Source organism: Nocardiopsis deserti (assembly GCF_008638355.1).
Classification (GTDB): Bacteria; Actinomycetota; Actinomycetes; order Streptosporangiales; family Streptosporangiaceae; genus Nocardiopsis; species Nocardiopsis alborubida.
Genome location: NZ_VWVS01000013.1, coordinates 317,849 through 341,407 on the forward strand (window position 1 = coordinate 317,849; position 23,559 = coordinate 341,407).

Genomic DNA, 23,559 nt, shown 5'->3' on the forward strand with positions numbered 1-23,559 from the left:
TGGGCGTTGGGCCCGGGTTGCGTGTCGGGCGCGGGCATGCCAGGGCTCGGCACGGCCGGGGGTCATTCCCGGGGCGGTGGGTCCGGGTCCCCGTCGGACGGGTGGCCCCGTCCTTGTCCTCGGTGTTGGTGTGTGCGCAGTTCGCGTTGGTACTTGGCCCGGTTGTGCGGGCCGCACAGCGGTTGCAGGTTGGCTACCACCGTGCGCCCTCCTCGGGAGAACGAGGTGACGTGGTCGGCTTGGCACCAGGTCACCGGCACCTCGCATCCGCCCGGGTGGGCGCACGTGGTGTGTCCGTGGAAGGCGGCGGTGCGCTGTCGGGCTGAGGCCAACCGTCGGCTGTGGCCCACATCCAGCACCTGTCCGGTGGGCGGTGCGGTGAGCATCCGCACCACCTCAGCGTCCCCAGCCAACTCATGCACCAGACCGACCGGGATCACCCGGCCGCGCTCGTCCAACGCCGGAAGCTCCTGGCCCTGAGCGTCCAGGTAGGTTTCCACGGGCACCAGGATGCGGATCTGCGCCAATGGGGCAGGGGTGTGGGTGCATCCGGTGTGGGTGGTGGCAAAGCGCAGCGCCGCGATGAGCGCGTCGTGCTCGCGCTGGGACCGGGTGCGGGTGTCCTCATCCGAAGGCGGGGTGGTGAAGGTGTCGATGGCCGCGCGCACGACCAACGCGTCCCCACTGCCTCCCCAGGCCTGCAACTGGTAGCTGCCCTGGAACGTGTCATGCACGCTCAGGCCACGCCCGGCGTGAGCGGCCTCATGATCACGGTCCAGACGGTGCGGATCCAACCGGTAGGCGACCTGACGGGCCACCGACCGAAGCTGGTTGACCGACAACGCAGGCCGCTCCTGCTTGGCGGCCACCAGAGCGGACTCAAATCCTTGGCGGTATTCCGCCTCGTCGGGGAAATGCTGGGCGTCGCGGGTCTGGACGGCTGTGTCGGTGGCCTTGGCGATCGCCACCGCCTCACCCAACACCACCGCGCCCTCAGCCACCGCTTGAGTGGTGGCGGGCAGGGTCTCCTCGTGCACGTGCTGGGCCAGACGGGCCAAATCCTTGGCCTGGGCGGTGGGCATCTTGCCGTGGTGAACCAGCCACTTGTCCAACGTGGAGTAACCGCTGTAGCGGGCCACCTCGCCCCGTGCGTACAAACCCGCCATCCGCGTCAACGCGCGCAAACGGATCTTCTCCAGCTGCGCCCACAAGGCGGCGACTTCCTCAGCCGCACTCTCGTCCGCTCCGGGCGGCAGTTCCCCGCTCCATGCCTGGTCGATGATCTCGCGCGCACCGGCCAGCGCGGCCACGACCGGGGAGCATTCCCCGGGGGCCCCGTCGGGCGCTGCAAGCATCATCTCCATATTTTTATTATAGGCGACGATATGTCATTGTGCCATGAATTCACGGTCCGGGTTTGGCCTTTTTCTGTCTCTCTCCTCGGAGGCTCCTTTCTTCTCTGTAGGCCATAATGGGGATGTCCGAAAAGCACGACTGGGGGGCGCAACTAAAAAGCGCGACCGAAATGTCCGCCTGCCTTTGGCTCCGCTTTTCGCGGCAGAGCCCAGCCATCCCCGGACCTCAGGCGTTGGCCGCCTCCCGCCAGCCGCTCCCGCCTTTGGTGCCGCTGTTCGTCGGGGGCCCGGACCTCCACCGGCCCTGACTGTTCCCCGCTGCCCGTGCCCTTTCGCGGCAGCTGGTGCGCTTTCGTCGGCGTCAACGTCCCCGAGGGGGAGTGGCGTAGGGAGGGGGCCTGGTGACGGCCCCTCCCTGCCCCTCAAAATATTCTTCGTTCTTCCCAATTTCTGGCCGGTGTGCCTGGCTTCACATCCCGGGTGAGACCCAGGCAGGGGCTACGAGGCCCAGGCAGGAGCTATGAGGCCCAGGCACAGGGGCTACGAGACCCAGGCGGGGACTGCTGAGGCACCGGCGGGGGCTGCGAGACCCAGGCGGGGGGTTGCGAGACACAGGCAAAGCACGTGTGAGGGGCGGATGAGGGCTCCGCGAGGCGGACGGGACACGTTGTCCACAGGGGTCTGCGAGTGTCGCGGGAAAGTCGTAGGCTCAGGAGTCACCACCTGTCCACCGACCCTCCTGGGGGCACCTGAGCCATGGCCGACTCCTTCGCCCATCTGCACGTCCACACCGAGTACTCGATGCTCGACGGGGCCGCGAAGCTGAAGCCCCTGTTCAAGGAGGCGTCGCGGCTGGGCATGCCCGCGGTCGCGATGACCGACCACGGCAACATGTTCGGTGCCTACGAGTTCTACCAGCAGTCCAAGGGCACCGGCGTCACCCCGATCATCGGCATCGAGGCCTACGTCGCCCCCGAGTCGCGCTTCCACAAGAAGCGGGTCTTCTGGGGCAGGGCCAGCGGCTCCGACGACGCCTCGTCCGAGGGCGGCAAGGACATCTCCGGCGGTGGCCGCTACCTGCACATGACGATGCTGGCGCAGAACGAGAAGGGCCTGCGCAACCTGTTCCGGATGTCCTCGCTGGCGTCCATGGAGGGCTACTACATGAAGCCCCGCATGGACCTGGAGCTGATGTCGGAGCACAGCGAGGGCATCATCGTCTCCACCGGCTGCCCCTCGGGCGGTGTGCAGACGCGGCTGCGGCTGGGCCAGGAGAAGGAGGCCGTCGCCTACGCGGCCGGACTCCAGGACATCTTCGGCAAGGAGAACGTCTTCCTGGAGCTGATGGACCACGGCGTGCCCATCGAGAAGGAGGTCCGCGACGGCCTGCTCAGGGTCGGCCGTGAGCTGGACATCCCGCCGCTGGTGACCAACGACTCCCACTACGTCTACGAGTCCCAGGCCGCGGCGCACGACGCGCTGCTGGCGGTGGGCGTGGGCAAGAACCTGGACGACCCCACCCGGTTCCGGTTCAACGGCTCGGGCTACTACCTCAAGACCGCGGACGAGATGCGCGGCCTCCTCAACTTCGACGAGTGGGAGCAGGGGTGCCGCAACACCCTGCTGGTGGCCGAGCGCATCGATCCAGGCGCCTACGACGCGGTGTTCGCCCACCGCGACCTGATGCCGGTCTTCCCCGTGCCCGAGGGGGAGACCCAGGCCTCCTGGCTGGCCAAGGAGGTCGATCGGCTGCTCGTTGGCCGTTACCCCAACGGGATCAACGACGAGATCCGCCAGCGGGTCGACTTCGAGCTCGGCATCATCAACGAGATGGGCTTCCCCGCCTACTTCCTCGTGGTCGCCGACATCTGCCAGTACGCGCGCAAGAACGGGATCGCGCTGGGTCCGGGGCGCGGATCCGCGGCGGGGTCGATGATCGCCTACGTCCTGGGCATCACCGACCTGGACCCGCTGGAGCACGGGCTGCTGTTCGAGCGGTTCCTCAACCCCGAGCGCGTCACCATGCCCGATGTCGACCTGGACTTCGACGAGCGTCGGCGCGGGGAGATGATCGAGTACGTCACCCGCCTGTACGGGGAGGAGCGCGTCGCGCAGATCCTGACCTTCGGCACCATCAAGGCCAAGGCCGCGGTCAAGGACTCCACGCGCATCCTGGGCATGCCCTACTCGGTGGGCGACCAGATCACCAAGGCCTTCCCCGCCGCGGTCGGCGGCAAGGAGATCCCGCTGGAGGCGGTGACCAACACCGAGCACGAGCGCTACGGCGAGACCACCGAGCTGCGCAGCCTCATCGACAACGACGCGCAGGTCGCCAAGGTGATGGAGACCGCGCGCGGTATCGAGGGTCTGACCCGCGGCACGGGTGTGCACGCGGCCGGGGTGATCCTGTCCAAGGAGCCCCTGCTCGACGTCATCCCGCTGCACAAGCGCGACACCGACGGGGCCATCATCACGGGCTTTCCCTACCCTCAGTGCGAGGACATGGGCCTGCTCAAGATGGACTTCCTGGGCCTGCGCAACCTCACGATCATGGACGACGCGGTCAAGTCCATCAAGGAGGCCGAGGGGATCGACATCGACCTGGGGCAGCTCCCCCTGGACGACAGGAAGACCTACCAGCTCCTCTCGCGCGGCGACACCCTGGGCGTGTTCCAGCTGGACGGCGGCGCGATGCGCAACCTGCTCAAGCGCATGGAGCCCAAGAAGTTCGGCGACATCGCGGCCGTGCTGTCGCTGTACCGGCCCGGCCCGATGGCCGCGAACGCGCACAACGACTACGCCGACCGCTCGAACGGCCGCCAGGAGGTCACCCCGATCCACCCGGAGCTCAAGGACGCTCTGGAGCCGATCCTGGGGGAGACCTTCCACCTGCTCGTCTACCAGGAGCAGATCATGGCCATCGCCCAGCAGTTGGCCGGGTACACCCTGGGCGGCGCCGACCTCATGCGCCGCGCGATGGGCAAGAAGAAGAAGGAGGCCCTGGAGGAGGAGGAGGCCAAGTTCTTCCCCGGGGCCGAGGCCCGCGGCTTCTCCCGGGAGGCCACGCAGGCGCTGTGGGACGTCATGCTGCCCTTCGCCGGGTACGCGTTCAACAAGTCGCACGCCGCCGGGTACGCCCTGGTCTCCTACTGGACCGCCTACCTCAAGGCCAACCACCCCGCCGCCTACATGGCCGCGCTGCTGACCTCGGTCAGCGACGACAAGGACAAGATGGCGGTCTACCTGGCCGAGTGCCGGACCCAGGGCATCAAGGTGCTGCCCCCCGACGTCAACGAGTCGGGCCTGCGCTTCACCCCGGTGGGCAAGGACATCCGCTTCGGCATGGGCGCGGTCCGCAACGTCGGCGCCAACGTCGTCAACTCGGTCATCAAGACCCGCACCGAGAAGGGCAAGTTCAGCTCCTTCACCGACTTCCTGTCCAAGATCGAGCTGGCGGCCTGCAACAAGCGCGTGATCGAGTCACTGGTCAAGGCGGGCGGCTTCGATTCGCTCGGCCAGCCCCGCCGTGAGCTCTACCGCCACCACGAGACCGCGGTGGACGGCATGATCAGCTCCAAGAAGCAGGAGGCGCACGGACAGTTCGACCTGTTCGGCGGCGGCGACGACGGCGACTCCACCCCCATCGGCCTCAACATCAACTGGGGCGAGGAGGAGTGGGACCGCAAGACCAAGCTGGCCTTCGAGCGGGAGATGCTGGGCCTGTACGTCTCCAGCCACCCGCTGGCCGGTGCCGAGCGGGTGCTGGCCCGCTCGCGCGACACCTCCATCGCGCAGATCGTGGCGGGGGAGCTGGCCCGCGAGCGCGGTGAGGTGCGTATCTCCGGCCTGATCTCCAAGGTGGACAAGCGCACCAACAAGGCGGGCAACCAGTGGGCGATCGCCACGGTCGAGGACCTGGACGCCTCCATGGAGGTGCTGTTCTTCCCCAAGACCTATCCGCTGTACGTCCAGGCCCTGCTGGAGGACACCGCGGTCACGGTCAAGGGCAGGCTCAACGACCGGGACGGCACGTGGTCGATGTTCGCCTCGGAGATGTCGATCCTGGACATCTCGCACGTCACCGAGGGAGAACCGCCGGTGCTGCTGACGGTCGCGGAGGAACGCCTCACCCCCGAGCTGGTCGGCGACCTGCGCCAGGTGCTGGCCACGCACAAGGGGGACACCCCGGTGCGGATCCGGGTGGACAACCCGGTCCGGTCGCGGGTCTACGCCGTGGACCGCTACTCGGTGCGGATCTCCCCGGAGTTCAACGGTGAGGTCAAGAGCCTGCTGGGGGCCTTCGCGGTCGACTACTGACCACCGCCCCGCGACCTCACGGTCCCCGCGCGCCCTCGGGCGGGCGGGGACCTTTTTCGTGCCCGCCCTTGCCCGATCGAAGTTAGCGATATATCTTTGATCTATAAGAACGGAGCACGATAGTCGCTCTGTATCGCACCACCTCAAGGAGGACACCATGAGCGCCATGGCACTGCCCGGCCCCTGGTCCTGGGACGCACGCGGACCGCGCCGTTCGCGCCGCCCCTGGGGTCGCCGACCGCAGGACGAGCGACGCGGGTTTTCCGAGTACGGGGACCACCACGGTCCGCGAGGCGGCGGCGAGCGGTTCGCGTTCGGTCCGCCCGGCCCGCCCCCACCCCCCGAACCCCCGATGGGGCCGGGACAGCCGCCCTGGGGAGCGGGGCCCTTCGGCCACGACCACCCGTTCGGCGGCTTCGGCCCCGGCGGTCCCGGAGGCTTCGGACCGGGTGGGGGGTTCGGCCCGGGAGGCGGCCCCGGCGGCCGACGCCGGGGCGGGCACCGCGCCAAGCGGGGCGATGTGCGCACCGGCATCCTGCTGCTGCTCGCGGAGGAGCCGCGCAGCGGCTACGAGATCATCCGGGAGGGCCGCGACCGCAGCGGCGGCATGTGGCGGCCCAGCCCGGGCTCGGTCTACCCCATGCTCCAGCAGCTGGAGGACGAGGGCCTGGTCGTCCAACAGGAGGGTGAGGGGCGCCGCCGTCCCTACCGGCTCACCGAGGAGGGCATCGCGCACCTGGAGGAGCACGGCGCCGGGCTCACCCCGCCCTGGGAGGCGGTCGCCGACGCCTACGCCGACACCCGGTCCCGGTACGAGGAGATCGCGGCCCTGGCCTACCAGCTCAGCGCGGCCGCGGCGCAGGTCGCCCAGGCGGGCAGCGCCGACCAGCTGGAGCGGGCCAAGCGGCTCCTGGTCGAGACCCGGCGGGGCCTCTACCTCATCCTCGCGGAGGAGGAGGCCGACACCGCCTCCGCTCCGGCGGACGACGACGAGGTCTGAGGCGCCGGGCACGGGCCGGTGACGACGCGGGGGTGCCCGGGGACGCGAACACGTCCCCGGGCACCCCCTGCTGTGTCAGTGCCTCTGCCGGTCAGCGGTTCCACCTGCCAGCGCCCCAGCCCGCCAGCCCGTCAGTGCCCCAGCCCGCCAACGTCTCGACCCGTCGGTGCCTCGGCCCGCGGGGCGCGTCGTTCACCCCGGAGCCCGTCGCCCCGCCGCGCGGACTACTCGCCGGTCGTTCCGTCGGCGAGTTCGCGCAGGACGTCCAGGTGGCCGTTGTGGCGGGCGGTCTCCTCGACCATGTGCACCAGCACCCACCGCAGCGTGGTGTGTCCCTCCGACCGGTGGGCACGCCGCGAGCCCGAACCCAGCTCCAACCGGGCGGTGATCTCTCGGGAGCGGACGCACTGGGCCTCGTACTCCTCCAGGAGCCGGGCCAGGGGGACCTGTCCGCCCCGGCGCCACTCGGCGTCGGGGTCCTCCGGGGTGGCGTAGCCCTCGTCGGGCCGCCCCAGCAGGATCATCTCGAACCAGGCGTGCTCCACCCAGCGCAGATGGGAGACGACGGCGCCCACGCTCATCAGCGGGGACGTCGGCAGGGGAGTGGCGGCGGCGTGTTCGGGGGACAGCCCGGCGCACTTGGCGTGGACCGTGGCGCGGTGCCAGTCCAGCCAGCTGGTGAGCATGGTGCGCTCGTCGGCGGCCTTGGGCGGGTCGACACGCTGGAGTCCGGGGACGGCCAGGGGGCTGTTCTTGTCACTCATGCCGGTATTCTCCGTTCCGGCTATGCCCCGTATCCACTGGTTTTCCGCAGGCCGGGACGGGGCGCGGAGAGTGGGGGAGATGGCGGAGCGCAACCGGGGGGAGAAGTCGGCGCCGACACGCCGACTGGTTGTGGGAGCGTGCGTCCTGGGGGTCCTCCTCCTGCTGGGCGCGGTCCTGGGGCCGCTGTGGTGGGGCCTCGCGCCGCGTGCGGAGGGCACCGCCCTGGGCGGGGGCGAGGTCTTCACCGGAACCACCGAGGACGTGTTCGCGGGCGAGGGCTGGTTCGCCCTCATCACCGCCTGCACCGGGCTGATCGCGGGCTACACCGCCTACATGGCCCAGTTCCCGCTGTCGCGCCGCCGCTTCCAGGACCTGCGCATGGTCTGCCTGGTCACGGGCTTCCTCGGATCGCTGGGCGGAGCCGTGCTCACCTGGCGCATCGGTGTGGCCCTGGACGGCCCGGCGCACGCGGCCGTCGGCGCGGCCGAGCCCGGCGCCACGGTACAGACCGGGCTCCAGCTCGACGCGACCGCCTTCCTGCTGATCTGGCCCCTGGTGTTCGTCCTCCAGTACGGGCTGCTCGACGCGATCAGCTTCGTGCGCCGCGACCTGCCCGGTGTGCCCCGGCACGTGCCCGTGCGGCGGGACCCGGAGGCGCAGGCGCACGCCGAACCCGGCGCTCCGGTCGGCCGCGGCCCGGACGCGGACCCGACCGCGCACCCGTCCCCCGTCGAGCCGATCCCGGCCGAGCACGACCAGGCGGGACCGGAGGACCCCCGAGGCTGACCCCGCTCCGGCCCCTGCCCTCCGTCCCTGCCCTCAGAGCCTGCGGACGCTCTCCTCGTACATGCCGTCGAGCAGGTCGCGGTACCTGTCCTCGACCACCCGCCGCCGCATCTTCAGGCTCGGCGTCATCTCGCCCTCCTCGACCGTCAGGTCGTTGGGCAGGATCGCGAACCTCTTCACGGTCTCGTGCCGGGGCAGGCCCCGGTTGAGCTCGTCGACGGCCTCCTGCACCATCTCCCGGACCCTCGGCTCCCGCGTCAGGCCCGTGTAGTTGAGGTGGCCCAATCCGTGCTCCGCCGCCCAGGTGTCGATGGACTCGGGGTCCAGGGCCACCAGCGCCACGCAGTAGGGGCGCCGGTCGCCGTGCACGACCAGGTTGCTGACGTAGGGGCACAGCGCCTTGAAGCGGCTCTCGATGCTCTGGGGCGCCACGTACTTGCCGCCGGAGGTCTTGATCAGCTCCTTCTTGCGGTCGGTGATGCGCAGGCGGCCGTTCTCCAGCGCGCCGATGTCGCCGGTGGCGAACCAGCCGTCCGCGGTGAGCACCTCCTCCGTGGCACCGGAGAGGTTGTGGTAGCCGCGCATCACGCCCCCACCCCGGATGAGTACCTCGCCGTCCTCGGCGATGCGCACCTCGGTGCCGGGCATGGGCAGTCCGACCGTGCCGAAGCGCACGTCGCCGGGGCGGTTGACGAACGTCCCGGCACTGGTCTCGGTGAGCCCGTAGCCCTCCAGGATGACGATCCCGGCGCCGTAGAAGAACCGGCCGATCTCGGGGGACAGCGGCGCGCTGCCGGAGATGAAGAACTTCAGCCGCTCGCCGAAGCGCGCCCGCAGCCTGGCGAACACGAGCCTGTCGGCGACCCGGTACTGCGCGGCGAGCAGTCCGGTGGGCTCGCGGCCCTCCTCCCTGAGCCGGGCGACGCGGTCGCCCACCCCCGCGGCCCACCGGAAGATCCGGTACCTGGCCGCGCCGCCCTCCCGGGCCTGCATGACCACGCGGTTGTACACCTTCTCGAAGATGCGCGGGGCGGCGGCCATGAAGGTGGGCCGCACGACGGCCAGGTTGTCCACGATCCGCTCGGGGCGGCCGTCCACGGCGGTCCGGAAGCCGATCCGCAACTGGCTGACCTGCATGAGCTTGCCGAACACGTGCGACAGCGGCAGCCACAGGTACTGGACGTCGTCGGCTCCCATCAGGTCCCAGCCCTGCGCGCGCAGTTCGGTGTCCAGGTCCGCCATGGCCTGGGACTCGTAGAGCCAGTTCGCGTGGTCCAGGCGCACGCCCTTGGGCCTGCCCGTGGTGCCGGAGGTGTAGATCAGCGTGGCCAGGTGGTCGGGTTCGACCGCCGCGACCAGCGCCTCGAACAGGTCGGGGTTCCCGGCGTGGAGTTCGGCGCCCCGGGCGGCCAGCTCCTCCAGGGACATCACCCAGTCGTCGTCGCCCCCGGCCGCGCCCTCGAAGGCGATCACCCGCGACAGCCCCGGCATCTGGGCGCGCTGGTCGACCAGCTTGGCGACCTGCTCGTCGTTCTCGGCGAAGGCCACCATGCTGCCCGAGTCGGAGACGATGTAGGCGCAGTCGGGCGGGGCGGAGGAGGGGTAGACGGTGGTGGAGGCACCGCCCGCGCACAGCACGGCCAGGTCGGCGAGGATCCACTCGACGCGCGTGCTGGAGACGATCGCGCACCGGGCCTGGGGGGTCACGCCCAGGTCGTGCAGGCCCAACGCGATGTCGCGCACCCGGTCACGGGTCTCTGACCAGGTGAGGGTCTCCCATTTCTCGGGGGCGCCGGACGCGCCTGGGAGGGGATAGCTGAACGCCTCGGAGTCGGCTGACTCGGCGACGCGGGAGAGGAACATACCGGGAACAGAGGAAAAGGGGGATGAAGTGTTGCGCATGTCACAAAACTACCCCTGGGTAGGTAACCCGGCAACAATTCGTGCACGCCCTCGGAAACGGTCCCCGTCCGGGGTCAGGAGGCGCTGATCGGCGCGGTGACCGCCTCGGTGAGCGTGATCAGGTCCCGGGGCTTGAGCTCCATCTGCAGACCCCGCCGTCCGGCCGAGACGTAGACCGTGGGCAGATCGGTGACCGACGCGTCGATCACGGTGCGCAGCCGCTTGCGCTGGCCCAGGGGGCTGATCCCGCCGCGCACGTACCCGGTGGCCTTCTCGGCCAGGGCCGCGTCGGCCATGGCGGCCTTCTTGCCGCCGACCGCGGCGGCCAGCGCCTTGAGGTCGAGCGTGGCGCTGACGGGCACCACCCCGACGGTGAGCTGCCCGTCCACCTCGGTGATCAGGGTCTTGAAGACGTGCTCGCGGGGGACGCCGAGCGCGTCGGCCGCGTCGGTGCCGTAGGAGTGCCCGTCCGAGGGCCCGTCCACCTCGTACGGGTGCAGTGTGTACGTGGTCTTGGTCCGCCCGGCGGCCACGGTCGCGGGTGTGGCTTTTGCGCTCATTGAGTACCTGGTTCCTTCTCTGCGCGCGAACGCGCTGGTGCGTGCGTCGCAACAGCCCGGGTCGGGGTCCCGGGCACGCCGCACCGGTTCGCACAGCAGGCTAGGCCAACACGGGGCCGGACCGCGCGCAGGCGTGCGGGGAAAGGCGGTGTTTCCTCCGCTGGACACCGGTATCGGGACCTTCGGCCCGGAAAGGGACCGGAAAACGCGCCGCGCACTCCGGGGCGCGCGGCGGACGCGCCTAGTTGAACGACACACCGTTGTTGAGGAAAGGGCCCGCGGGGAGGTTGGGCAGCGTGGGGGCGGCCACGATGCGGTTCTCCCGGCGCAGGAACCGGGCGGTCACGGCCAGCCGGGTCGCGGCGTCCTCGGCCTCCAGCAGCCGCTGCTTCTCCGCCTGGTCCAGGACCGCGGCCGCGGCCACCGCGTAGGACAGCGCGATGGGGTCCTTGGGCAGGTCGGGTGAGGCGTCCGGCGACATCCCGATCGAGGCCAGGCGCTGGGAGTAGGTCCCGAACAGGTCGCGCACCCGCTCGGCGTGCTCCTCCACGTCCGGGCCCGCCGGCTCGGGCAGGAAGGCCACCGACGCGGTCGAGTACTCCTCCGGGGAGGAGGCGTCCACCTCCGACAGGTCGGTGATGGAGAACCGCGCGCCGCCCTCCACGACCAGGTCGTAGCGGCCGTCCTCGTAGGTGCGCACGTCGCGCACCAGGGCGGTGCACCCGGTCGCGCTGATCCGGGGCAGCGCGGTGCCCGCTCCGCCGGTGCTGGGCGTCCCCGTGTCGGCGCCGCCCGCACCCTGGCCGGACTCCGAGGCCACCTCCTGGCCCAGCTCGATCCACACCACGCCGAACCGGAGCGGCCCCCGGCCGCGTCCGAGGTCGTCCCCCTGGGCGAAGGAGGGCCCGAGCAGCTCCGCGACCAGTCGGCGGTAGCGCTGCTCGAAGACGTGCAGGGGAACGGTCATACCGGGGAACAGCACGGTGTTCAACGGGAAGATCGGCAGGGCCAAGGGCATGGTTCCAGTATGCCCCTCATGCCGGGAACGCGGGCGCCGAAACCGGCGGCGCGTCCCCACCCGGCCACGGCCCCCACGACGCGGAGCGGCCCGGGGCACGGTGCCCGCGTCCCCCCTCTGGAACGGGCGTCCGGTGCCCCGGGCCTCGGAGACGGCCGCCCGGGGGCGGCCGGTGGTCCCGGGTCGCGGGGTCAGGAGACCGACGGACCGGCGGTGCCGGGCGCGCCCTGGCTGCCGCCGTCCTCGCTGGGCATGTCCCGGGCGACGAAGGTCTCCACGTCGAACAGGTTGCCGTTGGCGCGGTCCACCACGTTGAGGAGGGTCGACATCTTGGCGACCTCCTCGGTCTGTTCCTGGATGAACCACTGGAGGAACTGCTCGCCGGTGTAGTCGTCCTCGTCGCGGGCGACCTTGGCCAGGCGCTGGAACTGGTCGGTCACCTCGCGCTCCTGGCGAAGGGCCAGGGCGACCAGGTCCCGGGGCACGGCGAAATCGGTCTCGATCTCGTCCACGCCCGGAAGGGAGAACGGAACGTCGGTGTCCAGGAGGAAACGCACGATCATCATCGCGTGGTCGCGCTCCTCCAGGGACTGCTCGTAGAAGACCCGCGCCAGCTGGGGCAGGTCGTGGTCGTCGAACCAGGAGGCGATGGCCACGTACTGGTGCGAGGCCGTGAACTCGTGCCGCACCTGGTCCACGAGGAGCCGATGGAACTTGGAAAGGCCGATATCGCTGCTCTTGTTCGAAGTCATGGGTACACGATAACGCACGCAAAAGCATTTCGCGACATTTATCGGTGTGACCCGAATTTCTTAGGCAAGCCTTTCTGAAGGTTAATAAGGTTAGGTGTCCCAAACTTAGGGCGCACTTATTCGTGTGCTCGGTGCGCCCCGTCGGCGACCTCCCGGACCGGCGCGTACCCGCCGGTGGCGCGCGTGTGGCGTCCATCATCCGGACGGCACCGCCCACCGAATGGGCACTTCCCCCTAGACTGGGACCGTGATCAGTCGAATCGACCTCCGAGGCACCCAAGGCGACCCGCGTCAGGCCCTTCCGCGCGCGGAACTGGACGTGGCGGCCGCCGCCGAGCGCGTACGCCCCCTGTGCGAGGACGTACGCCATCGCGGTGCCGAGGCGCTGGTCGAACTCACCGAGCGCTTCGACGGCGTGAGACTGACCGACATCCGCGTGCCCAAGGACGCGATCGAGGCCGCCCTGGACGGACTCGACCCCGCCGTGCGCGCCGCGCTGGAGGAGTCCATCCGCCGCGCCCGCGCGGTCCACCGCGACCAGCGCCGCACCGACCACACCACCCGGGTCGTGCCCGGCGGCACCGTCACCGAGAAGTGGATCCCCGTCGACCGCGTCGGCCTCTACGTGCCGGGCGGCCGGGCCGTCTACCCCTCCAGCGTCGTCATGAACGTCGTCCCCGCCCAGGAGGCGGGAGTGCGCTCCCTGGCGGTCACCTCACCCCCCCAGAGCGCCTTCGGCGGACTGCCGCACCCGACCATCCTCGCCGCCTGCGCCCTGCTCGGCGTCGACGAGGTCTACGCCGTCGGCGGCGCCCAAGCCATCGCCATGTTCGCCTACGGGGCGGGCCCCTGCGAGCGCGCCGACATGGTCACCGGCCCCGGCAACATCTGGGTGGCCGCGGCCAAGCGCCTGCTCAAGGGCGTCATCGGCATCGACGCCGAGGCCGGTCCCACCGAGATCGCGATCCTCGCCGACGCCACCGCCAACCCCGACTACGTCGCCGCCGACCTGGTCAGCCAGGCCGAGCACGACGTCGTCGCCGCCTCCGTCCTGGTCACCCCGGACGAGGCGCTCGCCGAGGCGGTCACCGACCGCCTCGCCGTACGCGTGGCCGCCACCAAGCACGGCGACCGCGTCCGCGAGGCCCTGTCCGGCCCGCAGTCCGGCATCGCCTTGGTCGACGACCTCGACCACGGCCTCGCCGTCGTCAACGCCTACGCCGCCGAGCACCTGGAGGTCATGACCGCCGACGCCGCCGCGTGGGCCGCGCGCGTGCGCAACGCGGGCGCGATCTTCGTCGGCGACTTCTCGCCGGTCTCCCTCGGCGACTACGCCGCCGGGTCCAACCACGTGCTGCCCACCGGCGGCTGCGCCTGCCACACCGGCGGCCTGAGCGTGCAGACCTTCCTGCGCGGCGTGCACGTGGTCGAGTACGACCGCGAGGCGCTGGCCGACGTCGCCCACCACGTCGTCGCCCTGGCCAACGCCGAGGACCTGCCCGCGCACGGCGAGGCCGTCGCCGCGCGCACGGACCCGGCCTGAGCCCGACGGCCACCCGCCCGGCGGGATCCGGGAGCGCGGACCCCGCGGCCGCACCGGCCGCGACCCGCACGCCCCCGACCGCCTCCGACCGACCATGAGCGTGCAACCGTGAGCTTCACCCTGAACGACCTGCCCCTGCGCGACGACCTGCGCGGCCGCTCGCCCTACGGCGCGCCGCAGCTGGACGTGCCCGTGGTGCTCAACACCAACGAGAACCCGCACCCGCCCTCACCGCGCCTGGCCAAGGCACTGGCCGAGGCGGTCGCCGACACCGCCCTGGGCCTCAACCGCTACCCCGACCGGGACGCGGTCCGCCTGCGCGAGGGCCTGGCCGCCTACCTAGGCCACGGCCTGACCGCCGACCGCGTGTGGGCGGCCAACGGCTCCAACGAGGTCCTCCAGCAGATCCTCCAGGCCTTCGGCGGCCCCGGCCGGGTCGCCATGGGATTCGAGCCGTCCTACTCCATGCACCCGATCATCTCCCGGGGCACCGGCACCGGCTGGGTGTCCGTGCCGCGCGGAGCCGACTTCCGGATCGACGTGGACGCCGCCCTGGCCGCCATCGCCGAGCACCAGCCCAGCGTCGTCTTCCTCACCTCGCCCAACAACCCCACCGGCACCGCCCTGGACCTCGCCGACACCGAGCGCGTCCTGGCGGCGGCCCCCGGCGTCGTGGTCGTGGACGAGGCCTACGCCGAGTTCCGCCGCGAGGGCACGCCCAGCGCGCTGAGCCTGCTGCCCGAGCACCCCAGGCTCGTCGTCTCGCGCACCATGTCCAAGGCCTTCGCCCTGGCCGGTGCGCGCGTGGGCTACCTGGCCGCCCACCCGGCCGTGGTCGACGCCCTCCAACTGGTCCGCCTGCCCTACCACCTGTCCGCCGTCACCCAGACGGTCGCGCTCACCGCGCTCGACCACGCCGACGAACTCCTCGCCGCCGTCGCCGACCTGCGCGCCGAACGCGACTCCCTGGTCGCCTGGCTGCGCGAGCAGGGCTTCTCCGTCGCCGAGTCCGACGCCAACTTCGTCCTGTTCGGCGAGTTCGAGGACCGCACCCGCGTCTGGCAGGACATGCTCGACCAGCAGGTCCTCATCCGCGAGGTCGGCCCGCCCGGCTGGCTGCGCGTCACCGTCGGCACCCCGGAGGAGATGGCCGCCTTCCGCCGGGCCCTGCTCCGCGCCACCGGACGCTGAGCCGTGCCCGCCGACCCCGAAACCGCCGCCGGGGCCGACCCGGCCGAGCCCCCCACCCACCGCACCGAGCGAGGAAGTTCCGCCACCATGAGCCGCACCGGACGCGTCGAGCGCACCACCAAGGAAACCAAGGTCCTGGTCGAGATCAACCTGGACGGCACCGGCGTCGCCGACGTCTCCACCGGCGTCGGCTTCTTCGACCACATGCTCGACCAGCTCGCCAAGCACGGCCTGTTCGACCTGACCGTGCGTACCGAGGGCGACCTGCACATCGACTCCCACCACACCATGGAGGACACCGCCCTGGCCCTGGGCGCCGCCTTCCGCGAGGCCCTGGGCGACAAGCGCGGCATCCGCCGCTTCGCCGACGCCAAGGTGCCCCTGGACGAGGCCCTGGCCGAGGTCACCGTCGACGTCTCCGGCCGCCCCTACCTGGTGCACAGCGAGCCCGAGGGCATGGCCCCGGTGATCGGCCGCGACTACGACACCACCATGACCCGCCACATCCTGGAGTCGTTCGTGGCCCAGGCGCGGGTCGCCCTGCACGTGCGTGTGCCCTACGGCCGCAACGCCCACCACATCGTCGAGTGCCAGTTCAAGGCGCTGGCCCGCGCCCTGCGCACGGCCACCGAGGACGACCCGCGCGTCAGCGGCATCCCGTCCACCAAGGGCGCTTTGTAGATGGACGGACACCTGTGGGGGATCGCCCTCATCGTGCTCGGGGGCTTCCTCGCCGGGGGCGCGTACGCCCTGTGGAGGGTCAACCGGCCCCTCGCCGTCGTCCTGGCCGGATGCACGGCGCTCGCGCTGGCCTCCGGCGTACTGCGCCTGGACTACTTCTGAAGGGGAAGGGCAGCACCATGCCGTCACGAGTGGTCGTCTTCGACTACGGCTCCGGCAACCTGCGCTCGGCGCAGCGCGCCATGGAGCGCACCGGAGCCGACGTCACCGTCACCTCCGACCCGCACGCCGCCCTCGACGCGGACGGCCTCGTCGTCCCGGGCGTGGGCGCGTTCAGCGCGTGCATGTCCAGCCTCCGGGCCGCGGGCGGAGACCGGATCATCGGCAGGCGCGTGGCCGGGGGACGCCCGGTCCTGGGCATCTGCGTGGGGATGCAGGTGCTCTTCGACCGGGGAGTGGAACGCGCCGACTCCGGCTCCGAAGAGGGGGAGGAGGTCACCGAGGGCTGCGGAGAGTGGCCCGGCACGGTGGACCGCCTGCGCGCGCCCGTCGTTCCGCACATGGGCTGGAACACCGTCCGCCCGCCCGAGGACACCCGGCTCTTCGCCGGGATCGGGCCCGAGGACCGCTTCTACTTCGTGCACTCCTACGCCGTGCGCGAGTGGGGGTTCACGCCCACCAACGAACGCATCCCCGCGCCCGGGGTGACCTGGGCCGAGCACGGCGAGCCGTTCGTGGCCGCCGTCGAGAACGGGCCGCTGTGGGCCACCCAGTTCCACCCGGAGAAGTCCGGGGACACGGGCGCCCGCATCCTGGCCAACTGGGTCGACACCCTCTGACAGACCGGCCGGAAACGCTGCCGGTGTGACACATGGGATTCGATCCGTGGTGATCTTGTACTTGTAGCCAGGTCGGGCGCTCGAACCTCGCTGCAAGTACAAGATCACGCATGCGGACGGCGGACCTGTGAACTTCTCCGGTACCGCGTTGGCCCGCCGCATCCTCAGACCGATCCTTCCGACGAGAACGAGATGACTCCATGACCGGCGAGACCACCACCCCCGTACTCGAACTGCTCCCCGCCGTGGACGTGGCGGGCGGCCAGGCCGTCCAGCTCGTCCAGGGCAAGGCGGGCTCCGGCGGGCAGTACGGCGACCCCTTCGAGGCGGCCCTGGCCTGGCAGTCCGCCGGTGCCGAGTGGATCCACCTGGTGGACCTGGACGCCGCGTTCGGCCGCGGCCACAACCGCGACCTGCTGCGCGACATCGTCGGCCGCCTGGACGTGAAGGTGGAGATGTCCGGCGGCATCCGCGACGACGAGTCGCTGGCCGCCGCCCTGTCCACCGGGTGCAGGCGGGTCAACATCGGCACCGCCGCCCTGGAGAACCCCGAGTGGTGCGCGAGGATCATCGCCGAGCACGGCGACCGGATCGCGATCGGCCTGGACGTGCGCGGCACCACCCTGGCCGCGCGCGGCTGGACCCGCGACGGCGGCGACCTCATGCGGACCCTGGAGCGCCTGGAGTCGGAGGGCTGCGCCCGCTACGTCGTCACCGACGTCCAGAAGGACGGCACCCTCAAGGGCCCCAACCTGGACCTGCTGCGCACCGTGTGCGAGCGCACCGACAAGCCGGTGGTGGCCAGCGGCGGCGTCTCCAGCCTGGAGGACCTGCGGGCGATCGCCACGCTGGTGCCGCTGGGCGTGGAGGGCGCCATCATGGGCACCGCCCTGTACGAGGGCGCCTTCACCCTGGAGGACGCCCTGGCCACGGTGCGCGAGGCCGGGAGCGTGAAGCGGTGAGCGTGTCGGTACGCGTCATCCCCTGCCTGGACGTGGACGCCGGGCGGGTGGTCAAGGGCGTCAACTTCGAGAACCTGCGCGACGCGGGCGACCCGGTGGAGCTGGCGGGCACCTACGACGCCGACGGCGCCGACGAGCTCACCTTCCTCGACGTCACCGCCTCCAGCGGTGACAGGGAGACCACCTACGACGTGGTGCGCCGCACCGCCGACCAGGTGTTCATCCCGCTGACCGTGGGCGGCGGGGTGCGCACCCCCGACGACGTGGACCGGCTGCTGCGCGCGGGCGCGGACAAGGTGGGCGTCAACACCGCCGCCATCGCCCGGCCCGAGCTCATCCGGGAGATCGCCGAGCGCTTCGGCCGCCAGGTACTGGTGCTCTCCGCCGACGTGCGCCGGGTGCGCGAGGGCGGGCGGCCGACCCCGAGCGGGTTCGAGGTCACCACGCACGGCGGGCGCCGCAGCGCGGGGGTCGACGCCCTGGAGTGGTGCGAGCGCGCCGCGGAGCTGGGGGCGGGGGAGATCCTGCTCAACTCGATGGACGCCGACGGCACCCGGTCGGGCTTCGACCTGGAGCTGATCCGGGCGGTGCGCTCGCGGGTGGAGGTGCCGCTGATCGCCTCCGGCGGCGCGGGCGCCGTGGAGCACTTCGCCCCGGCCGTGGCGGCGGGCGCGGACGCGGTGCTGGCCGCGACGGTCTTCCACTTCGGGCAGTTCACCATCGCCGACGTCAAGAAGAGCCTGCGCGAGGCGGGCCACCCCGTCCGCTGAGCGGAGCGGGCCCCGGCCCCGGACGGCTCGGCCGGCTCCGGGCACACGGCCTCCGCGCGCTCGCGCGGAGGCCGTGTGCGTGCGCGGCCCGCCCGTTCCTTGGCGGGGACTCGCCCCCGGCCGGGGTCCGGTTCCGCTCCGTGGACCCGTACACGCGCACGCCGTCGAATCGGTTGGCGTATGTGCTGAGAAAAAGGGACAAGGATAGAGAACTGTGTCCTTGTAGTGGTATTTGTGTGCATTTTGTGAACGTGATGCGGGTCTCACACATCGAACTGTGTGTAGCACCGACCACAGGGACCACAGGGGAAAGGAACCTCTCCATGTCCACCACCACCGGGCGGGCCGCCTCCCTTCTCGCGGCCGCCGCCCTCGCCGCGACGACCGCCCTCGCCACCGCGCCCGCCGCCCTGGCGGACGACCTCGACCAGACCTCTCCCGAGGCCCTCGCCGCCATCGAGTCCCAGGTCTGGCCCGAGTACACCCTCGGCGACTCCAGCATCGACGTCTACGCCGCCAAGATGCTGCTCTCCTACGGTGAGATCAACCCCGGCGAGCTGGACCTGGAGTTCGACCAGGACCTCCACGACACGCTCGTCACCTACCAGCAGGCCTTCGGCCTGCACGACGACGGCGACCTCAACCCCGACACCTGGGAGCACTTCCAGGAGTTGGTCTTCGGCCAGCACCAGTTCCGCCGCGGCGACACCGGCCCGGTCGTCACCATGATCCAGCGCGAGCTCAACGCCAAGTTCAACGCCCACCTGGCCACCGACGGCGTCTACGGACCCGCCACCGAACGGGCCGTCCGCGACGCCCAGGAGTACTTCGACATCGGCGTCGACGGCGTCTTCGGGCCCGTCTCCTTCCACGCCGTGATCAGCTACCAGGACTACGCCCGCTGACCGGCCCCGCAGCGCCCCGGTGACCCGCTCCGGGCACCAGGGCGCGCCCTCTCCCGCGCTGTCCGGGCCCACCCTCTCGGGGCCCGGGCCCCGCCGCACCCCGAACCAGACGGAATAGCCCCGTCGCGCCGTGCGCTGAAACAATCCGGTGGAACCTTGTCGGTGCCGCTGGATAGGTTGACACGACACGCGCACATTCACGTCCTCCGGCATGCCCGGAGGCCGCCGTGCGCGTGTCGGGCTGTGCCGGGCCTGCCCGGCCACGGAGGAGAACGGGGGGCGTATGGCGCGGGGTACGAGCACCAGGGAACCGGAGAACGAGGAGGGGTCGGCGCCGCCCGGAGCCGCGGACGGACCGGGAACACGCGAGGCAGCGGACGGACCGGGAGCACGCGAGGGAGCCGACGCCGCCGAGCACACCGGGGTCTTCGCCCGCGGTATGCGCGTGCTGTGGACCGCCGCCCGCGCCGAGCCGTGGGTCTTCCTCGCCGCCGTCATCGGCGCCATGCTGCACGCCGCCGTCACCGTCGGCTCCGCCTCCGTCCTCGGTTACCTCACCGACGCCACCATCCTCCCCGCCTTCGAGCAGGGCAGCACCACCGCCGCCGCCCTCGTCGGGGCCGCCGCACTCCTCATGGGGGTGGGCCTGGGCAAGGGCACCGGCATCGCCATGCGCCGCATGCTCGCCGCGCTCATGCAGTTCCGCATGCAGGCCCGCTACCGCCGCGCCGTCGCCCGCAAGTACCTCGAACTGCCCCTGTCCTGGCACCACCGCCACCCCACCGGACAGCTGCTGTCCAACGCCAACGCCGACGTCGAGGCCGCCTGGCAGCCGCTCGCTCCGCTGCCCATGGCCGTCGGCAGCGTGTTCATGCTGGTCATCGCGGCCGTCGCCATGGTCACCACCGACCCGGTCCTGTCCCTGGTCGCCTTCGTCGTCTTCCCGGTACTGGCCGCCGCCAACGTCGTCTTCCAGCGCCGCGTCTCACCCATGGCCTCCCGCGCCCAGGCGCTGCGCGCCGAGGTCAGCGGCGTCGCCCACGAGTCCTTCGACGGGGCCCTCGTCGTCAAGACCCTGGGCCGCGAGGACACCGAGACCGAGCGCTTCACCTCCGCCGCCCACCGCCTGCGCGACGCGCTCATCCAGGTCGGCCGGATGCGCTCGATGTTCGACCCGGTCATGGAGGCCCTGCCCAACTTCGGCGTGCTCGCCGTCCTGCTCCTGGGCATGTGGCGGCTGTCCACCGGCGCCATCGACGCCGGGGACCTGGTCCAGATCGCCTTCCTGTTCACCCTCCTGGCCCTGCCCATCCGCTCCTTCGGGTGGATCCTGGGCGACCTGCCCCGCAGCGTCGTGGGCTGGGACCGCGTCCAGTCCGTCCTCAACTCCGGCGGCGCCATGGAGTACGGCCCCCGCACATTGGAGGACACCCCCACCGGCATCGCCCTGAGCGCCCGCGGCGTCACCTTCTCCTACGCCGACTCCTACGACGCCCGGGGCGGCGCGCGCGACCTGATGGACGGCGGCGCCGACACCGAGCCGCGCACCACCGTCCTCAACGGCGTGGACCTGGACATCGCCCCCGGGCGCACCGTCGCCCTGGTCGGCCCCACCGGATCAGGCAAGTCCACGCTCACCACCGTCCTCATGCGCCTGGTCGACGCCGACACCGGCACCGTCACCCTCGACGGCGTCGACGTGCGCGACCTGGCCCGCGACCAGCTCCCCCGGCACGCGGCCCTGGTGCCCCAGGGCACCTTCGTGTTCGAGGACAGCGTCCGCGACAACATCACCCTGGGCACCGACACCGACGACGACCAGGTCTGGGCCGCCCTGCGCCTGGCCCGCGCCGACGGCTTCGTCCGCGAACTGGAGGGCGGGCTCGACGCCCGGCTCGGCGAGAAGGGCACCACCCTCTCCGGAGGACAACGCCAGCGCCTGGCCCTGGCCCGCGCGATCGTGCGCCGACCGCGGCTGCTCATCATGGACGACGCCACCTCCGCCGTCGACCCCCAGATCGAGGCGCAGATCCTGGCGGGCCTGCGCGAACGCGACGACGCCGCCACCGTGCTCGTGGTCGCCTACCGCCGCGCCACCATCGAACTCGCCGACGAGGTCGTCTACATGGAACGCGGGCGCGTGCTGGCCCGCGGCACCCACGAGGAACTGCTCACCACCTCGCCCGGCTACACCAGGCTCGTCACCGCCTACGAACGCGCCTCCGCCGAGGGGCAGGCCGAGAACGCCCCGCTGCCCGAGGAGCCCGGCCCCCTCGAACCCGCCCGCCCCACCCGTGACGACGCCGCCGAGGAGGCCACCCGATGAGCGCGCCCACCCGCGACGAGCAGCGAGAGCGGGAGCGGGAGGAGCGGCCCGACCGCTCCTCCGACGACCCGGCCGTGTCGCTGCACCGCTCCTCCGAGGGCGCGATGGACACGCTCAAGCGCGGCCTGCGGCTCTCCCCGGAGTTCGCCCGCGGCCTGTGGCTCACCCTGGCCTTCGCCGTCGTGGCCACCGCGGGCAAGGTCGTCGTGCCCGTCGCCGTCCAGCAGATCATCGACAACGGGCTGTCCGGGGCGGACGGACCCGACCTGGGCTTCGTCACCCGCATGGTGGCCGTCTGCGCCGCCCTGCTCGTGGTCACCATGATCTGCTCCTACCTGATGAACGTGCGCCTGTACCGGGCCACCGAGTCCGGCCTGGCCACGCTGCGCCGCAAGGCCTTCCGGCACGTGCACGACCTGTCCGTGCTCACCCAGAACAGCGAGCGCAAGGGCGCCCTGGTCTCCCGCGTCACCAGCGACGTCGACCAGATCAGCACCTTCATGCAGTGGGGCGGCCTGCTCCTGCTGGTCAGCAGCGGCCAGCTCCTGGTCGCCACCGCCTTGATGGCGGTCTACTCCTGGCAGCTCACCCTCGTGGTGTGGATCTGCTTCCTGCCGCTGCTGTTCGGCGTGCGCTGGCTCCAGAAGCTGCTGTCCAAGGCCTACCTCAAGGTCCGCGAGAACACCGGCGACATGCTCGGCGTCATCGGCGAGACCGTCATGGGCGCCTCCGTCATCCGCGCCCACGGCACCGAGCGGCGCACCGCCGAGCGCATCGACACCACCGTCCTGACCACGCGCCGCTCCCAGGTGCGCGCCCAGCGGCTGTCCATGGCGGTCTCGCCCTTCGCCGAGATCATCGCGGCCCTGGGCAACACCGCCGTCGTCCTCATCGGCGTCTGGCTCGGACTGGGCGGGGGCCTGACCGCCGGACAGCTCATCGCCTTCCTGTTCCTGATGACCCTGTTCATCCAGCCGATGATGATGGCCACCGAGATCTTCAACGAGGCCCAGAACGCCATCGCGGGCTGGCGCCGCGTCCTGGGCGTGCTCGACACCGTCCCCGACATCGCCGACCCCGGCGAGGCGGGCCGGGTGCTGCCGCGCGGACCGGTCCGGGTCTCCTTCGAGGAGGTGACCTACTCCTATCCCGAGGGACCCGTCGTCCTCGACGACGTCAGCGTCGAGATCACCCCCGGCACCCGCGTGGCCGTGGTGGGGGAGACCGGCTCGGGCAAGACCACCTTCGTCAAGCTGCTCACCCGCCTCATGGACCCCGCCCGGGGCACCGTCCGGCTCGACGGCGTCGACCTGCGCGAGGTGGCCTTCTCCTCCCTGCGCAGCCGCGTGGTGATGGTCCCGCAGGAGGGCTTCCTCTTCGACAGCTCCCTGGGCGACAACATCCGCTTCGCCCGCCCCGAGAGCACCGACGCCGAACTGGAGGCCGCCGTCACCGAACTGGGGCTGGCGGAGTGGCTCGACAGCCTCGCCCACGGGCTGGACACCCCCGTGGGCCAGCGGGGGGAGTCGCTCTCGGCGGGGGAGCGGCAGCTGGTGGCCCTGGTGCGCGCCTACATCGCCGACCCCGACCTGCTGGTGCTGGACGAGGCCACCTCGGCGGTGGACCCGCACACCGAGGTGCGCATCCAGCGCGCCCTGGACCGGCTCACGCGCGGGCGCACCTCCGTGGCCATCGCGCACCGGCTGTCCACAGCCGAGGCCGCGGACCGGGTCCTCGTCTTCGACGCCGGGCGCATCGTGCAGAGCGGCTCGCACACCGAGCTGGTGGACAGGCCCGGCGTGTACGCCGACCTGTACGCCTCCTGGGTGCGCTCCTCGGCCTGACCCGGGTCGTCCACAGGCCAGCCGGAGGGGGTGCGCCCGCACA

The 23,559-nt window shown here is 71.5% G+C and carries 19 protein-coding genes; 13 read left to right on the forward strand and 6 right to left on the reverse strand.

The window, feature by feature from the left end; translation table 11 throughout:
- Positions 1-62: 62 nt before the first annotated feature.
- Complete coding sequence (locus tag FYW99_RS18260) at positions 63-1,355, reverse strand: HNH endonuclease signature motif containing protein (protein ID WP_150253293.1); 1,293 nt, start codon at positions 1,353-1,355, stop codon at positions 63-65.
- A gap of 756 nt (positions 1,356-2,111) precedes the next feature.
- Here FYW99_RS18260 and dnaE point away from each other — a divergent pair.
- Together dnaE and FYW99_RS18270 are read left to right on the forward strand one after the other, a co-directional pair.
- Positions 2,112-5,672, forward strand: coding sequence for a DNA polymerase III subunit alpha (gene dnaE / locus FYW99_RS18265; protein WP_150253215.1), 3,561 nt, complete (start codon positions 2,112-2,114; stop codon positions 5,670-5,672).
- A 157-nt stretch (positions 5,673-5,829) separates the two neighbouring features.
- A complete protein-coding gene (locus FYW99_RS18270; RefSeq protein WP_150253216.1) occupies positions 5,830-6,672 on the forward strand; it encodes a PadR family transcriptional regulator in 843 nt (280 codons plus the stop codon).
- 224 nt (positions 6,673-6,896) lie between these two features.
- Here FYW99_RS18270 and FYW99_RS18275 read toward each other — a convergent pair whose 3' ends face one another.
- Positions 6,897-7,436: a DinB family protein gene (locus tag FYW99_RS18275; protein ID WP_150253217.1), complete on the reverse strand. Its 540-nt coding sequence runs from the start codon at positions 7,434-7,436 to the stop codon at positions 6,897-6,899.
- A 79-nt stretch (positions 7,437-7,515) separates the two neighbouring features.
- On the opposite strand from FYW99_RS18275, the gene FYW99_RS18280 reads away from it, so the two are divergent.
- Positions 7,516-8,223 (forward strand): hypothetical protein, encoded by a 708-nt coding sequence (locus FYW99_RS18280; protein ID WP_150253218.1) that lies wholly within the window; start codon positions 7,516-7,518, stop codon positions 8,221-8,223.
- Positions 8,224-8,256: 33 nt separating this feature from the next.
- Here FYW99_RS18280 and FYW99_RS18285 read toward each other — a convergent pair whose 3' ends face one another.
- From FYW99_RS18285 to FYW99_RS18300, 4 genes are all read right to left on the reverse strand, one after another.
- Positions 8,257-10,125, reverse strand: coding sequence for an AMP-dependent synthetase/ligase (locus FYW99_RS18285; RefSeq protein ID WP_150253219.1), 1,869 nt, complete (start codon positions 10,123-10,125; stop codon positions 8,257-8,259).
- 74 nt (positions 10,126-10,199) lie between these two features.
- A complete protein-coding gene (gene ybaK, locus FYW99_RS18290; RefSeq protein WP_223839180.1) occupies positions 10,200-10,685 on the reverse strand; it encodes a Cys-tRNA(Pro) deacylase in 486 nt (161 codons plus the stop codon).
- 241 nt (positions 10,686-10,926) lie between these two features.
- Positions 10,927-11,703 (reverse strand): LON peptidase substrate-binding domain-containing protein, encoded by a 777-nt coding sequence (locus FYW99_RS18295; RefSeq protein WP_150253220.1) that lies wholly within the window; start codon positions 11,701-11,703, stop codon positions 10,927-10,929.
- 191 nt (positions 11,704-11,894) lie between these two features.
- On the reverse strand, positions 11,895-12,455 hold the full coding sequence (locus tag FYW99_RS18300) for a ferritin (RefSeq protein ID WP_150253221.1): 561 nt from the start codon (positions 12,453-12,455) through the stop codon (positions 11,895-11,897).
- A gap of 247 nt (positions 12,456-12,702) precedes the next feature.
- Here FYW99_RS18300 and hisD point away from each other — a divergent pair, with 247 nt between their 5' ends.
- The 10 genes from hisD to FYW99_RS18345 all read left to right on the forward strand — a co-directional run bounded on the left by hisD (position 12,703) and on the right by FYW99_RS18345 (position 23,516).
- Complete coding sequence (hisD, locus tag FYW99_RS18305) at positions 12,703-13,998, forward strand: histidinol dehydrogenase (protein ID WP_223839182.1); 1,296 nt, start codon at positions 12,703-12,705, stop codon at positions 13,996-13,998.
- Positions 13,999-14,106: 108 nt separating this feature from the next.
- Positions 14,107-15,189, forward strand: a complete 1,083-nt coding sequence (locus tag FYW99_RS18310) for a histidinol-phosphate transaminase (protein WP_150253222.1) — start codon at positions 14,107-14,109, stop codon at positions 15,187-15,189.
- Positions 15,190-15,276: 87 nt separating this feature from the next.
- Positions 15,277-15,870 (forward strand): imidazoleglycerol-phosphate dehydratase HisB, encoded by a 594-nt coding sequence (hisB, locus tag FYW99_RS18315; protein ID WP_150253223.1) that lies wholly within the window; start codon positions 15,277-15,279, stop codon positions 15,868-15,870.
- Positions 15,871-16,032 (forward strand): hypothetical protein, encoded by a 162-nt coding sequence (locus FYW99_RS31815; RefSeq protein ID WP_190394710.1) that lies wholly within the window; start codon positions 15,871-15,873, stop codon positions 16,030-16,032.
- 17 nt (positions 16,033-16,049) lie between these two features.
- A complete protein-coding gene (gene hisH / locus FYW99_RS18320) occupies positions 16,050-16,709 on the forward strand; it encodes an imidazole glycerol phosphate synthase subunit HisH (RefSeq protein ID WP_150253224.1) in 660 nt (219 codons plus the stop codon).
- Positions 16,710-16,909: 200 nt separating this feature from the next.
- Entirely contained in the window at positions 16,910-17,671 is a 762-nt protein-coding gene (priA, locus tag FYW99_RS18325) for a bifunctional 1-(5-phosphoribosyl)-5-((5-phosphoribosylamino)methylideneamino)imidazole-4-carboxamide isomerase/phosphoribosylanthranilate isomerase PriA (protein ID WP_150253225.1), read from the forward strand.
- Positions 17,668-18,441: an imidazole glycerol phosphate synthase subunit HisF gene (hisF, locus tag FYW99_RS18330; protein ID WP_061083102.1), complete on the forward strand. Its 774-nt coding sequence runs from the start codon at positions 17,668-17,670 to the stop codon at positions 18,439-18,441. The genes priA and hisF overlap by 4 nt, the downstream gene beginning before the upstream one ends.
- Positions 18,442-18,764: 323 nt before the next feature.
- Positions 18,765-19,346, forward strand: coding sequence for a peptidoglycan-binding domain-containing protein (locus tag FYW99_RS18335; protein WP_150253226.1), 582 nt, complete (start codon positions 18,765-18,767; stop codon positions 19,344-19,346).
- 283 nt (positions 19,347-19,629) lie between these two features.
- Positions 19,630-21,672, forward strand: a complete 2,043-nt coding sequence (locus FYW99_RS18340; RefSeq protein WP_150253227.1) for an ABC transporter ATP-binding protein — start codon at positions 19,630-19,632, stop codon at positions 21,670-21,672.
- On the forward strand, positions 21,669-23,516 hold the full coding sequence (locus tag FYW99_RS18345) for an ABC transporter ATP-binding protein (RefSeq protein WP_150253228.1): 1,848 nt from the start codon (positions 21,669-21,671) through the stop codon (positions 23,514-23,516). Before FYW99_RS18340 ends, FYW99_RS18345 begins: the two co-directional genes overlap by 4 nt.
- Positions 23,517-23,559: the final 43 nt, after the last annotated feature.

What these genes read in the sequence shown, in the direction of transcription:
- hisH (WP_150253224.1), top strand. Translation starts at nt 16,050, where the DNA reads ATGCCGTCACGAGTGGTCGTCTTCGACTACGGCTCCGGCAACCTGCGC.
- FYW99_RS18260 (WP_150253293.1), bottom strand. Translation starts at nt 1,355, where the DNA reads ATGCTTGCAGCGCCCGACGGGGCCCCCGGGGAATGCTCCCCGGTCGTG.
- FYW99_RS18340 (WP_150253227.1), top strand. Translation starts at nt 19,630, where the DNA reads ATGGCGCGGGGTACGAGCACCAGGGAACCGGAGAACGAGGAGGGGTCG.
- hisB (WP_150253223.1), top strand. Translation starts at nt 15,277, where the DNA reads ATGAGCCGCACCGGACGCGTCGAGCGCACCACCAAGGAAACCAAGGTC.
- FYW99_RS18295 (WP_150253220.1), bottom strand. Translation starts at nt 11,703, where the DNA reads ATGCCCTTGGCCCTGCCGATCTTCCCGTTGAACACCGTGCTGTTCCCC.
- FYW99_RS18275 (WP_150253217.1), bottom strand. Translation starts at nt 7,436, where the DNA reads ATGAGTGACAAGAACAGCCCCCTGGCCGTCCCCGGACTCCAGCGTGTC.
- FYW99_RS31815 (WP_190394710.1), top strand. Translation starts at nt 15,871, where the DNA reads ATGGACGGACACCTGTGGGGGATCGCCCTCATCGTGCTCGGGGGCTTC.
- priA (WP_150253225.1), top strand. Translation starts at nt 16,910, where the DNA reads ATGACCGGCGAGACCACCACCCCCGTACTCGAACTGCTCCCCGCCGTG.
- FYW99_RS18300 (WP_150253221.1), bottom strand. Translation starts at nt 12,455, where the DNA reads ATGACTTCGAACAAGAGCAGCGATATCGGCCTTTCCAAGTTCCATCGG.
- dnaE (WP_150253215.1), top strand. Translation starts at nt 2,112, where the DNA reads ATGGCCGACTCCTTCGCCCATCTGCACGTCCACACCGAGTACTCGATG.
- FYW99_RS18335 (WP_150253226.1), top strand. Translation starts at nt 18,765, where the DNA reads ATGTCCACCACCACCGGGCGGGCCGCCTCCCTTCTCGCGGCCGCCGCC.
- ybaK (WP_223839180.1), bottom strand. Translation starts at nt 10,685, where the DNA reads ATGAGCGCAAAAGCCACACCCGCGACCGTGGCCGCCGGGCGGACCAAG.
- FYW99_RS18345 (WP_150253228.1), top strand. Translation starts at nt 21,669, where the DNA reads ATGAGCGCGCCCACCCGCGACGAGCAGCGAGAGCGGGAGCGGGAGGAG.
- FYW99_RS18270 (WP_150253216.1), top strand. Translation starts at nt 5,830, where the DNA reads ATGAGCGCCATGGCACTGCCCGGCCCCTGGTCCTGGGACGCACGCGGA.
- FYW99_RS18285 (WP_150253219.1), bottom strand. Translation starts at nt 10,125, where the DNA reads ATGCGCAACACTTCATCCCCCTTTTCCTCTGTTCCCGGTATGTTCCTC.
- FYW99_RS18280 (WP_150253218.1), top strand. Translation starts at nt 7,516, where the DNA reads ATGGCGGAGCGCAACCGGGGGGAGAAGTCGGCGCCGACACGCCGACTG.